At 70.5% G+C, this 12,814-nt stretch carries 11 protein-coding genes; 1 reads left to right on the top strand and 10 read right to left on the bottom strand.

Going from position 1 to position 12,814, the window contains the following annotated elements; genetic code table 11:
• Nucleotides 1–34 precede the first annotated feature (34 nt).
• The 8 genes from OG718_RS09520 to OG718_RS09485 form a co-directional block, all read right to left on the bottom strand.
• Nucleotides 35–448: a hypothetical protein gene (locus OG718_RS09520; protein WP_328843899.1), complete on the bottom strand. Its 414-nt coding sequence runs from the start codon at nt 446–448 to the stop codon at nt 35–37.
• 26 nt (nt 449–474) lie between these two features.
• Nucleotides 475–2,307 (bottom strand): hypothetical protein, encoded by a 1,833-nt coding sequence (locus OG718_RS09515; RefSeq protein WP_328843898.1) that lies wholly within the window; start codon nt 2,305–2,307, stop codon nt 475–477.
• Nucleotides 2,308–2,463: 156 nt separating this feature from the next.
• On the bottom strand, nt 2,464–2,760 hold the full coding sequence (locus tag OG718_RS09510; RefSeq protein ID WP_328843897.1) for an ester cyclase: 297 nt from the start codon (nt 2,758–2,760) through the stop codon (nt 2,464–2,466).
• Nucleotides 2,761–2,814: 54 nt separating this feature from the next.
• The gene (locus OG718_RS09505) at nt 2,815–3,024 is read right to left on the bottom strand and encodes a heavy-metal-associated domain-containing protein (protein WP_143641193.1); all 210 of its coding nucleotides are present in this window, start codon (nt 3,022–3,024) and stop codon (nt 2,815–2,817) included.
• Between the two features lie 99 nt (nt 3,025–3,123).
• The gene (locus OG718_RS09500; RefSeq protein WP_328843896.1) at nt 3,124–4,737 is read right to left on the bottom strand and encodes a PucR family transcriptional regulator; all 1,614 of its coding nucleotides are present in this window, start codon (nt 4,735–4,737) and stop codon (nt 3,124–3,126) included.
• Between the two features lie 216 nt (nt 4,738–4,953).
• Nucleotides 4,954–6,348 (bottom strand): NAD(P)/FAD-dependent oxidoreductase, encoded by a 1,395-nt coding sequence (locus OG718_RS09495; protein WP_328843895.1) that lies wholly within the window; start codon nt 6,346–6,348, stop codon nt 4,954–4,956.
• 42 nt (nt 6,349–6,390) lie between these two features.
• Complete coding sequence (locus OG718_RS09490) at nt 6,391–7,056, bottom strand: HAD-IA family hydrolase (RefSeq protein WP_328843894.1); 666 nt, start codon at nt 7,054–7,056, stop codon at nt 6,391–6,393.
• A gap of 64 nt (nt 7,057–7,120) precedes the next feature.
• A complete protein-coding gene (locus OG718_RS09485) occupies nt 7,121–8,476 on the bottom strand; it encodes an MFS transporter (RefSeq protein ID WP_328843893.1) in 1,356 nt (451 codons plus the stop codon).
• A 422-nt stretch (nt 8,477–8,898) separates the two neighbouring features.
• Here OG718_RS09485 and OG718_RS09480 point away from each other — a divergent pair, with 422 nt between their 5' ends.
• The gene (locus OG718_RS09480) at nt 8,899–9,879 is read left to right on the top strand and encodes a D-2-hydroxyacid dehydrogenase (RefSeq protein WP_328843892.1); all 981 of its coding nucleotides are present in this window, start codon (nt 8,899–8,901) and stop codon (nt 9,877–9,879) included.
• On the opposite strand, the gene OG718_RS09475 is transcribed toward OG718_RS09480, so the two are convergent.
• Together OG718_RS09475 and OG718_RS09470 are read right to left on the bottom strand one after the other, a co-directional pair.
• Nucleotides 9,866–11,485, bottom strand: coding sequence for a serine hydrolase (locus tag OG718_RS09475; RefSeq protein WP_443054963.1), 1,620 nt, complete (start codon nt 11,483–11,485; stop codon nt 9,866–9,868). The genes OG718_RS09480 and OG718_RS09475 overlap by 14 nt on opposite strands.
• A 79-nt stretch (nt 11,486–11,564) precedes the next feature.
• Nucleotides 11,565–12,761, bottom strand: a complete 1,197-nt coding sequence (locus OG718_RS09470) for an ABC transporter substrate-binding protein (RefSeq protein WP_328843890.1) — start codon at nt 12,759–12,761, stop codon at nt 11,565–11,567.
• Between the last annotated feature and the right edge of the window lie 53 nt (nt 12,762–12,814).

Raw genomic sequence — 12,814 nt, 5'->3', positions numbered from 1 at the left:
GGCTGCCTGCCGCCGTCCGTCGTCATCCCGTCGGTCATCCGAGGAGCTGGGCGATGCCCTGGACGACGGCTGTCGCCGAGGCGATGGCTCCGGCGGCCGCGGCCTGTGATCCCAGCCAGCCGCGTACGCCCGTCAGCAGGCGGGTGAGGCGTTCCGGCCCGGCGGCGCCGGTGCGGGTGATCTCCGCCTCCGCGTCGGCCAGTTCACTGTCGAGGGTCGTGTCCTCGGCGCCGCGCTCTCGCCCGGGCAGGGCCTCGCGGAGAGCACGAATCGCCTGGAGCAGTTCTGCGTGCCGCACGTCCGGCTCCGCCCCCGTCTGGTTGACGGAGTACGCGCTGCCCTGGCTGCCGGTGGCGATCGAGCCGCCGCTCATGGAGCCGATGTGCACGCTGCCCGTACCGCCGTCCTGCGTCGGCCGACCGGGAGTGGGGTGTCCTGTGTCGCTCATGTGCTGGGGTCCTTGGGGTCCGGTGCCTAGCTCGGGTCGGTGCGCGGTGTGCCCTGCGCCGGGGCGGGGGCGGTGTTGTGCGAGGTGGCGCTGCCGTGGGGACCGGTGGCGACGGAGCCGCCGGACATCGCCTGGACGAAGACGCTTCCGCCGCTGACCTGGTAGACGTGCTGCTCGAACTGCTCGGTCTGGTAGCCGTGGGCGTGGAGTGCCTGGCGCACACCGTTGACGATGCGCTCCTCGACGGTCTTGATGTACCGGGTGGCGTCCATCTCCTGATAGGGCGAAAGCCGGGAGGTGGCGGTCAGTTGACGCAGTGAGACCCGGGGTACGTCGGGGGCCGGTTCGCGGGTGGACCAGCCGGTGGTGAGCTCCCTGGAGACGGTCTTCAAGGCGCTGATGCCCGCGCTGACGCCGGTCGCGGGAGCGTGGCCGAGGGCCCGTACGGCGCCGCGCGCCCAGCCCTCGGGCAGCCGGTCCACCAGGGTGTCCACGTTCCTGAAGTCCTTGCGGACCGGGCCGAGTACGTACGGTGAGACCTCCAGTACGAGCATGCCGCCCTGGGTGTGCACGCGGACCAGGACCGTCACCACGACCTGTTCGTGCCAGGCGCCGATGCGCACGCGCAGGAACACGCGCCGCCCCTCGCCGCCCTCGTCGACGGCCTCCTTCAAGTGGGCGGCGACCTGGACGGGGTCGTAGACCGTCAGGCCGTCCCTGCCGGCTCCGCCCGCCGCCGTCGCGCTCGCGTCCGGGCTGCCGCCGACGTGCAGTTCCTCGTCACGGCCGATGCCGCCCGGCAGGTAGACGAACCGGTCGATCTCCAGTTCGCGGAGCCGGTCCTTCCCGGTACGCGCGGCCGAGTCGCGCAGCCGCAGCAACTGGGGCTCGATCATGGCGAGTGCGCCCTCGGCGGTGAGCGGCCCCTTGTCCTGGTGCGGGATCAGGGTTCCGTTGGAGGCGGAGTCGGCCGGAGCGGCGGGCCCGGTCGGTGGCCCGGAGCGCTTGCGCAGTTCCATCGCGAAGGACCAGGCCCGACGTTGTGTGCCCAGCCCGACGAAAGGGCTGTCCGCTTCGTAGAGGGTCAGGGCGGCCTGCTGCTCGCGCTGGATGTTGCCGAGCAGATCCTCGTACAACGGCCCTGAGGGCAGCTCCGGCTGAGTCGTCTTCTGGAAGGTCCAGCGCGACAGCCAGCGGCACAGGGCCCGACGCTGAGTGGCCTGGTGCCACCACGCGATCAAGGCGATGAGTAGCGGAAACAGCAGCGGATAGGGCGTCTGTACGGTGCCGCGGAGCACTCCGGCCACATACCAGTACCAGTAGAAGACGGCGAACATCGTCGCACACCACGTCACCGTGCGGCCGAAGCCCTGGGCCGCCTTGGCCACCGGGTCGGGGAGGCCCGCCTGGCGCCCCTCGGAGCTCTGCGTCTTCACGGCGTGGGCGAACCAGAGGCCGATGGCGACGAACGCGTAGAACTGGGACCACGGCATGGGCATTCCGGCGGTGAGTTTCTCGTCGCCGGCGTAGAACGCGGTGAACACGTCGCCGAAGCCGACCTCGGCCCCGTCACCCCAGCTGTCGGCTACGCGGTCCCAGAACATCACGACGTCGGACAGCAGGAACCCGAGCCAGGCGACGAGCATCAGCCCCGCCGTGCGCGCCTCCTGCCGTGTGACACGCACGGCATGGGCCAGTACGGGCAGGACGTCGACCCCCAGCGGAGGGGCCACGGGCCGCTCCTGGTGATCCACGAGTTCGTCGATGACCCGGCGCCGGAAGCCGGCGTCCTGATAGACGCCGGCGCACAGCAGCCGGGTCGCCTCCGTGCGGCTGTACGGATGTTCCGGGAGGCTCACTCCGGCCACGTTGCTCCTATGTCCCCTGGTGTCAGGGGAAGGAAGCTAGTGGACGATCGACCTCGCCCGTCCGGTCGTCGGGCACTGGCACTTCGTTAGGGTGAAAGGCTCCCTTTCCGCTGGACAGGGCGCGAAGTTCGAAATCTCGGCCCACCGTCAGAAGGGCGGGATCTCCTCCGGAACGAGCCCGAGCTGCCGGAGAAGGCCGTAAAGATCGGTCTCACCCCAGAACTCGACGATCCGCCCCTCGCTCAGGCGATAGGACTTGATGCCCGTCATCGTCAGGTCACGCCCGGTCAGGTCGTGCGTGTACGTCAGGGTGAACGCGGTGGCCACCCGGTCCTCGGCGGCGAGTTCCGCGAGCTCGTCGAGGTCCCGTGTCTCGAACACGCGCAGATAGCGGAGGACGACCTCGGCGTTGAGCTTGCTCAGGGCGGTCGGCTCGGCGGACATGCGAGGAACGTATCCAGCGGTGCCCGGCGCCACCAGAGGTCCGTCGGCCGGTTGTCAGAGCACGGCGGCCACCTCGAAGCCCGCCTCGGTGATCGCGGCGCACACCTTCGAGCCGTCGAGTGCCTCGCCCGTTACGGTCACCGAACCGGTGTCGAGGTCGATGCCCACCCGGTCGACGCCGAACACCCCGCCGACCCTGGTCTCCAGGGTGTCGGCACAGCGGCCGCAGGTCATGCCGATGACGTGGTACCGCTGCTCAGTCATGATCCCTCGTCTCTTCCCGACGTGCGCACGTACGCTGTGGGAGCCGCTCCGGGATCAGATACGCGTCCGCCGACAGCGGTGTTCACCCCTGCGGGCGACTCACAGGGAAGCCGGTCGGACGGTCCCGCCCGCACCGCCGAGAGCGTCCAACGCCGTGACGGCCACGTGCAGTTGGGTGCGATGGGCGCCGGACTCCAGGTCGTTGCCCAGGAGCCGCTCGATGGTACGCAGCCGTTGGTAGAAGGCCTGCCTGGAGAGCCCGACGTGCTTGGCGGCGATCGACTTGTTGCCGGCGGCGACGAGATATTCGCGCAGGGTCGAAAGGAGGTCGCTGCCGTGTCGTGCGTCGTGCTGGACGAGGCGTCCGAGCTGCTGTTCCACGTACCGCTGGACGCGCACGTCGTCGCGCAGGGAGTACAGCAGTTCCGGCAGACCGATGTCGGACGCGACATGGAAGGGGCGGTCGAGCGTTCCGGGGCCGATCGCGTCGGCGATCTGTTCGGCCTCGCGGAACGACCTGGTGACCTGGCTGAGTTCGGTGACCCCGGGGCCGACCGCCACGACGAGCCCCTCCCCGAACGTGCCGCGCAGCTCCCGGCCGACCCGTTCCACCACCGGCTGCCAGGCCGAGGCGCGGGCCAGCGCGAGCAGCAGCCCGGTCCGGTGCTCGGACAGGTCTCCTACCAGGGCCTTGACCCCCGAGATGGGCAGCTCCGTGGCGAGGTGCCCGGTCACCGTGGTGTCGCCGTCGCCCGTGTCCGAGTGGTCGATGACGACCGGGACGAGGCGGTGACCGGTCGTGGGCAGTCCGAGCGCCTCGGCCCTGAGGCGCGCCTCGGTACGGCTCCGGTAGCGCCAGTAGAGCAGATCGAGCAGGACGGAGCTGTGCGCGCGCCGGTCCCACTCGGGCTTGCCGGTCAGCCGCGCCAGGGTGAGGGCGGTGGCGGCCTGTTCGAGGATCATCGTCTGCTCGGGGCCGATATGCGGGCCGGACGCGTGGGGCAGCATGATCAGCCGCCCCCACCGTCTGCCCCGGTCCTCGACCGGTGCCACGAGCCAGCCCTCGGGCCCGCTCGCCGCTGCCCGGTCCGGCGTCGGGGCGGTGCGCGAGCGCCGCGGCCAGGCCTCCAGGACCTGTCCGTCGGGAGGACCGGCGGTCCGGCAGATCACCGCGTGGTGGATCAGGTTCTCCAGGACCACCGGACACCCCGTGAGGTCCGCCGCGGCCTGCACGAACTCCTCCGGGTCCGCTCCGCGCAGGGTGAGCGAGGTGAACAGCTCGCGCACCTGCTGAGCGCGACGCAGCAGCTCGCCCTGCGCGTCCAGGATCAGCGCGTGGACGGTCTGGGTGACCTCGATGAACCGCACACCGCGCGCCAGCACGATCAGCGGCAGGTCCCTCTCCCGGCAGGCCGTGACCAGTTCCTGCGGCGCGTGCTGATAGCGGCGGCCCAGCTCGACGACCAGCCCGGCCACGCCCACATCTGCCAACGAGTCGACGTAGCCGCGTAGTTGGGTGGGATCTGCTGGGTGCGGCATGCCCGTGGTGAGGACGAGTTCGCCACCTTCCAGGAAGGAGGCCGGGTCGAGCAGCTCGGTGACATGGACCCAGCGGACCCTGCGCGACAGCTGGTCCTCGCCTGCCGCCACCCGGGGCAGACCGGCGGCGATGACGGGCAGCCGCAGCACGTCCGCGACCGTGAGGAACGGCATGGGGGCAGCTCCAGTCCGACGACGTGCCGACCGACCCGGCACGATGTCCGGACCACTCTGAGGGGTGAGACAGACCGACGCAAGGCCCCGATTGCCCAGCTCAGCGCCGTGCCCCGAAGGGGCGCGGGGAACGGCGCGAGCAACCACACCGGACTGACAGCCGCCGACGCACCACGCGTCCCGCGGCGAGAAGGCGGCCAGAACCAACGGGACGTGTCAGGGCCGCCGCGCGATGAGATCCGCGACGGTGGCAATCGGAGACGTACCTGCCCGCCCGCCCGCCTCGTGCCGGTCCGCCCACCGATAGGCGACGTACAGCCCGCGCACGCCCAGCCAGCGCAGCGGCTCCGGCTCCCAGGTGCCGGGGCGGTGCCCCGTCCACGGCAGCCGGGTCAGCCGGGACTCACGCCGGAGCACCAGATCGGTGAGGGTGCGGGCGGCGAGGTTCGTGGAGGTCACACCGTGCCCGACATAGCCGCCGGCCCAGCCGAGCCCCGTGGCGCGGTCGAGTCCCACGGTGGCGGACCAGTCGCGGGGCACGGCGAGCACACCGCACCAGGCGTGGTCGACCCGGGCACCGGCGGTCTGCGGCAGCATCGCGTAGAGCGTGTCGGTGAGCTGGCCGATGGTCCGGGCGTCCACCTGCCCCGCGTCGTCGGTGCGGGAGCCGAAGCGGTACGGGACACCACGGCCGCCGATCGCGATCCGGTCGTCCGGGGTGCGCTGCGCGTACATGTGCCCGTGCGCCGTGTCGCCCAGCGTCTCGCGGCCCGCCCAGCCGATCTCCTCCCACAGCTCCTGCGGCAGTGGTTCGGTGGCGATCATCGAGCTGTTCATCGGCAGCCAGGCGCGGCGCAGTCCCTTGAACGAGGCCGTGAACCCCTCCGTCGCACGCAGGACGACGGGCGCACTGACCGTGCCGTGCGCGGTGACCGCCCGGCCCGGCTCGATGGCCGTGACCGGGGACTTCTCGTAGAGAGTCGCACCGAGCCGTTCGACCGTCTCGGCGAGCCCCTTGACCAGGGCGGCGGGCTGCAGCCGGGCGCAGTGCGGGGTCCAGGCCGCGGCCGTCATCCCGTCGACGCGGATGCGGTCCGCGGCCTCCTCCGGTGTGAGCATCACGGCGTCCGGCACGCCCCACTCGTGGTCGGCCGCGGTCTTGTGGCGCAGCCGGGTCGCCTGAGCGGGGGTGCGGGCCACCCGCAGGGTGCCGCCCTTGACGATGCCGGCGTCGATCTCCTCGCGCTCGGACACGGCGACGATCTCGTCGACGGCCTCGTTCATCACCTGCTGGTAGTCGAGCACGGCATCCCGCCCATACTGCTTCGCCAGTCGGTCGCGGGCGCCGGGCACGAGCCCCGACGCCCAGCCGCCGTTGCGGCCGGAGGCGCCGAACCCCGCGAACTCGGCCTCCAGGATGGTGATCCGCAGTGAGGGGTCGGCCAGTTTGAGGTAGTACGCGGTCCACAGTCCGGTCAGTCCGGCGCCCACGATGCACACATCGGCGTCGCGGTCACCGGGCAACGCGGCGCGTGGGGTGGGCAGTTCGGCGAACCAGTGGGAGATCCGGCCGTTGACCGGGCCGGGCTGACCGAGCGTGGTGGCGCTCACGGGATGTCCTTTCACGGCGGCTGGACGAGGAGACGACGAAGGTCAGACGCCGAGCAGGGGAGGCAGCTCGGAGAGGTTGCTGATCTCCTCGTACGGCTGGTAGGCGGCCGACCCCGGGAAGCCGTACCGGTTCACCCAGATCCGCCGCATGCCCTCGTACCGCTTTGTCGGCATGATGTCGTACTCCCAGCCCTGCGCGGTGTGGATGATGTCCTCGGGGCCGCGCCCGGTGGCCTTCATCAGGTACTCGAAGGCCTGCGGGAGCGGCTTGTACGCTCCGGCCTGCTCGGCGGTGAGGACGTAGTCCCACTCCACGCCGAGCTCGTCGACGGCGTAGGAGATGAGGTCGTCCTCGCTGTTGGAGAGGATGGCGATGTCGTACTCGCCCTTGAGGCGGCGCAGCGCGTCCGGGACCTCCCTGAACGGCGTGAACTTCTTGATGGCCTCGATCAGCGCCTCGCCGTCCTCGTCCCGGTACTCCAGGCCGTGCAGCAGCATGACGTTGCGCAGGGTGCGGCGGACGACCTCGCGGTAGGGGCGGTAGTCGTCGACGACGCCCTGGAAGCGCATGACGTAGGCGTCGTGGTGGAACCGGTCCGGATCGACGCCGAACTGGGCCAGGCGGTCCTTGACGATCTCGTGTGTGGCGGTCCGGGTGTCGAAGTTGATGAGGGTCCGGTAGCAGTCGAAGCTGACGACCTTGCGCATGGAGTGAACTCCTCTGTGTGGGGCGGGGGTTGAGGCGAGAAGGGTGGGAACGGGGTGGGCGGGTTCAGGAGCGCCTGCTGGCCTCGGTCAGGCCCAGGTCCTTGGTCTCGGGGGCGAGGAAGTAGGAGACGACGAGTCCCACCAGCGTGATCGCCACGGCGATGCCCAGCGTGCCGCGTACGCCCAGGTCCTCGGCGGCGATCGGCAGGAGGAACGTGGAGGAGGCGGAGCCCACGCGGCTCATGGCGGTGGCGATGCCCACGCCTGTGGCCCGCAGGTCGGTCGGGAACAGTTCGCTCGGGTAGACGAACTGCAGCCCGCTGCCCGCGGCCTCGAAGAACTGGAAGGCGGCGAACAGGGCCACCACCACGAAGGCCCAGTGCAGCGGCAGCACCGCCAGCGCGATCAGCGAGACGTTGATGCACACGAAGCTGCTGATCAGGAGCGAGCGGCGGCCGATCCGGTTGACGACCACGAGGCCGAGCCCGATGCCGGCCACCGCGATGGTGGTGATCAGCGCGCTGGCGCCGTATGTGCTCCCCACGCCGAACGCGGACAGCATCTGCGGCTGGAAGGAGCGGACCGCGAAGGCGGGCGCGACCTGACAGATCCAGAACACGGAACAGAACACGACGGGGACGGTGTAGCCGCGTTTGAAGATCTCGACGAGATTGCCGAGCCCGGAACCGCCCCGCTTTTCCTGGCGGCCCTCCGCGAGCAGCTCCTCGTCGCTGACCTCCTGGCCGAGGTGTTTGCGGACGACCGCCTTCGCCTCGTCCATGCGTCCGCGCGAGGCCAGCCAGCGCGGGGACTCGGGGATGCCGGCCCGCATGAAGAGGAAGATGAGCGCGGGGACCGTGCCGGAGGCCAGCATCCAGCGCCAGGAGTCGTCACCGAGGCCGGTCAGTGCCCAGCCCACCCAGTAGCTCACGCCGTACCCGACCCACCACGCGAGGACCAGGCCGGACAGGGCCGGGCCGCGCATCCGGCGGGGCACCAGCTCGGTGGTGAGGGCGGAGGCGATGGGGTAGTCGGCGCCGATCGCGATACCGATGAGCAGCCGCAGCACCAGCAGCTGCCAGGCCTCGGTGACGAAGAACTGGAGCGCCGAGAAGACCACGAAGGTCGCCAGGTTGAGGACGTACATCAGATGGCGGCCGACCCGGTCGGTGATGGGGCCGAAGACCGCGCCGCCGATGAACACGCCGACCAGGACGGAGGCGGCTATCAGGCCCGTCCACAGGGTGTCGAGGGCGAGTGCGGGCGTGATGAGGCCGAGGGCGACGCCCATCACTCCGAGCAGATAGCCGTCGCAGAAGGGGCCGCCCATGGCGACCACCATGATCCGGCGGTGGAAGGAACTGACGGGCGCGTCGTCGAGCGACGAGGCCCCGCCGGTGGTTGATGAGGTCAGGGACATGCTTGAGGCTCCTGGGGACGCGGGAAGGCGAGGGGGGACGCGCGCCGGCAGGGGGACCGGGCGAAGGAGGCTTCGTACGTCAAGCATTGGAAAGCGGGGGTGGGGGGGGATTCTTTAGGGGGAAGGCGCACAGCGCTGTACGCGGTGCGGACCGGTCGTCACCGGGGTGACCGGGCGAAGCGGTCCGGGGTTGGCCATCACCCTGGTTCAGCGCGGATCCACCGTCAATGAACATGGTGTTCTCTTGGGAGACGGCGGGTGGACAGTGTGTTCCGTGGCCGCCGACCGGTTGACACACCGTCCACAGCGGCCGTCCCGGGAGAACACCGTGGCCGTTGACCCTTCCGCCACGTCCCCCGGAGGGTGGGAGCGGTACCTCGTACCAGCCGCCCCGCACCGTCTCACGCCGTGGGAGAACCGCCTTGGCTGACCGGCTCGTCGTCCTGCACCGCGGCATCCTCCCGCACAACGCCGCCGGCATCGAAAGCCTCGCGGACACGGTGTACGCCACCGAAGAGGAACTGCCGCACCTCCTGCCCGGAGCGGACGCCCTGCTCTGCTGGCACTCGATCACTCCGGCGGTCGAGGCGGCCTGGCCCGAGGACCCGTCGAGCGCGCCCGGCTGGGTGCATGTGGCCGCCGCCGGTGTCGACTCACTGCTCTTCCCGGCCCTGGTCGACAACCCCCGGGTGGTGCTGACCAACTCGCGCGGCGTCTACGACCGGCCCATCGCCGAGTACGTACTCGGCCTGATCCTGGCCCTGGCGAAGGACTTCCCGGGCACCTGGGAACACCAGCGGCGCCGCGAGTGGCGGCCCCGGGACAGCGAACGCATCGACGGACGGACCGTCCTCGTGTGGGGCACGGGCCCCATCGGCCGTGCCGTGGCCCGCATGCTCCGCGCCGTCGGGATGCGGGTGAGCGCCGTAGGACGTACGGAGTGTGTGGAGGACCCCGACTTCGGCACGGTGCACGCCCTCTCAGGGCTGCGCCCCGCCCTGGCCGCGGCGGACTACGTGGTGCTCGCGGCTCCCCTCACGGCGGCCACCCGGGGCATGGTCGACGCGTCCGTGCTCACGTCGATGAAGCCCGGCGCGCGGCTCGTGAACGTGGGCCGGGGCGGACTCGTCGACGAGGAGGCGCTCGTCCGGCACCTCACCGACGGCCGCCTGGCCGGAGCGGCCCTGGACGTCTTCGCCCACGAGCCCCTGCCCGCCGCTTCACCCCTGTGGGACCTGCCCGGTGTCATCGTCTCCCCGCACACGGCCGGTGAGGTCACCGGCTGGCGCGACGACCTCGCGGACCTGTTCCTCGACAACCTGACCCGCAGGGCCGAGGGCAGGGAACTGCGCAACGTGGTGGACAAGGCACGCGGCTATGTACGGGAGGTCAGGGGCGGGTGAAGGTGCCCAGGCCGTTCTCGTCGAAGGCCTCGACGGTCACCTTCGACGCCTTCGAGCCGCCCGCGTTGTCCGAGCCCGAACCGACGTCGAACGTGACGCCGGACAGACCGGTCGCGTTCTCCCCGGCCGTCCGGAAGCTGAACGTGTCGCCGTCGAAGTGGGTGAGCCGGAACGCCGTCGGCTTCGGACCCAGGCTCATGGTGAGTTCGCCGTCCACGGCCGTCACGGTCAGCGGACCGTAGTAGTCGTTCTCGTACGTGCCCGTGTACGTGTCGTCGGACCGGGCGGCGGCCGCGTTCTCCGGGGGCTCGGTGTAGTCGGTGGCGGAGCGGTCGGCGTCCAACTGCTGCTGGTACACCTTGTCGACCAGGGCCAGCCAGTCGGTGGTGGGTTCGCCCTGCTGGGCGATGTCGAAGAAGTCGAGCGCGACCGAGTCGGCGAGCCCCACCGGCGCCCCGTTGGTCAGGACGGCGATGCCGAGTTCCTCGCCGGGCAGCATCGTCACGTTAGTGTTGGCGCCGAGTTCGAAGGCGCCGGAGTGGCTGAGGCGCAGCCGCCCCTGGTCGTCGTAGTTGACATTCCAGCCGAGGCCGTAGAAACCGGCGCGGCCGGCAGGAGCCTGCGGCGGGCTGGAGACGATCTCGGGCAGGTGGGTGCGCTCCAGCTGGTCGGCGGGGACGATCTGCTTCCCGCCCAGCTTTCCGTCGGCGAGCTGGAGCCGCAGCCAGGTGGCCATGTCGCTCGCGGTGGAACTCGCGCCACCCGCGGGCGCCTGGGCGTCGGCGTCCCGCACGTACTTCGCCTCCCAGGTCCCGTCCGCGTCCTTCACATGTGTGGCCGCCTTGTCCGTCGCCTTGTCGTAGTCGGCGAAGAGGGAGCTGGTGGAGTTCATGCCGGCGGGGGAGTAGAGCGTGTCCTCCGCGAGCTTCTCCCAGGTGGTGTCCTTGGCGTTCGCGACCGCCTGGCCCGCCGCCGTGACGCCGTAGTTGGTGTACGCGTAACTGGCCCGGAACGGCGTGAGCGGCTCCTCCCGCAGATGGTCCAGGATGTACGTCCTGTCGTAGCCGAGGTCCTCGAGCAGGTCCCCGGCGTGGTCGGGGAGCCCGCTGCGGTGCGAGAGGAGATCGGCGACCGTGACGTGGTCACCGACCCAGCGGTCCTTGAGCGCGAAGCCGGGAAGGTGCTCGGCCACCGGGTCGTCCCAGGTGATGACCTTGTCGCCTACCGCACCCGCGACGACGGTCGAGGCGAGCGGCTTGGAGAGGGACGCCAGCTGGAAGACGGTGTCCGATCCGACGTCCCCGGACTGTCCCACCCGTCGCTCCCCGAAGCCCTTCAGGTGGACAACCTGGTCCCTGTAGACCACGGCCACGGCGACACCAGGAACGCCCGTCTCCTTCATCCCGTCCCGCACGATCCCGTCGAGCCGGTCCACGGCGTCGTCCACCTTCGCCTGCGTGAGCCGAGGTGGCGGCTGGGGCGGCGGATCGGCCGCCGGTGCCGCGGCGGACGGAGTGGCGGTGAAGCCGGCTGTGAGGAGGGAGGCCACGGCGGCCGCTGTCACCGCCGTGCTTCCGTGGTGCCTCGTCCGTCGCCGAACACCCATACACACCATTCAACGCGCGGCACCGGGCCCTGTCCTGCGGAGCCCGCCGACCCCGGCCCGGCAGAAGCCCCGGGCAGGCTCAGCCGCGCTTCGGCGGCGTGTAGAAGTCGCCCTCGGACGTCCAGACCCCGTCCTTCACGACCACTCGCTGCACGCTGCGGGTGCCGAGGTGGTTGCTCGGGCTGAAGTTCATGACCGGCGACACCCCCGTGTCCACCTTCGTCGCCTTCTCGTACGCCTTGTCGAGCGCGTCGGCCGTGACGGGGCCCTTGATGGTCTTCGCGATCTCCGCGAACACCTTCGCGTTGCTCCAGCCCCACAGCGCGAGGAATCCGGCGGGCTGCTTGGGCTCGTACTTGGCCATCGCGGTCCGGAACTCCTTCACCGCGGGGTCGGAGTCGGAGGGCGCCTTGACCAGCTGTACTGCCTTGAGCCCCTCGGCCGCGTCCTTGGCGAGGGAGACGGTCGACTCCGCGGCGACGGGTGCGTAGGCGTACGTGGGCAGGGACAGCCCTTGCAGCTTGGCCTCCTTCAGGAAGGCGGCGGCCTCGGGGGACGTGAGGATGAGGATCACCGCCTGGGTCTTCGCGGCCTTCACCTTGCTGATCACCGGGGTGTAGTCGGTGGTCTGGTACTTGACCGTCAGCCGGTCGACCTCGACCGAGGGGTCCACCTTCTTGGCGACGGGCTCGACCTGCTTGGCCACGTTCACGAACGCGGCCGGGTCACTGTGGACGACGAGGACCTTCTTCGCACCGTCCTGCACCGTCCACGCGGCGATCGCCGCGGCCTGGTCCTCGTAGAGGGTCTGGGTGCCGAACAGGCCGGGGCGCGGTGGCTCGTACCAGGACTCGTTGCCGCCCACCTCGTTGAGAACCGGAACCTTGGACTGGTTGAGGACGAACGGGAAGGCCGCCTCCGCCTGGGAGGTGCCGTTCGCGTTCACGATGGCCACGACCTTGTCCTGGCCGACGAGTTCGCGTGCGATCTGCACGGTCTGCTGAGGGTCGGCCGCGTTGTCCTTGACGGTCCATCGGACCTTGCGGCCGTTGATGCCCCCGGATGCGTTGATCATCTTGAAGTACGCCTCGGCGCCAGCCCTTTGCGGCACACCGTACGAGGCGGTGGCGCCGGTCGTCGGGAGCCACGCCCCGATATGGATCTCCGACGAGTTGCCGCCGGCTCCTGCGGATTCCTGGTCCGCGCACGCGTTGGCGGTCAGCGCCACCACGGCCAGGACGGCCGTCGTTCCCGCGGCGCGGCGGAATTTTCTCATTGTCCGGAACACGGTCCACCTCGTTCACAACAGTTCACAACATGAGTTCAGTT

Source organism: Streptomyces sp. NBC_00258 (assembly GCF_036182465.1).
Classification (GTDB): Bacteria; Actinomycetota; Actinomycetes; order Streptomycetales; family Streptomycetaceae; genus Streptomyces.
This window is presented reverse-complemented; position numbering and strand designations above follow the sequence as displayed.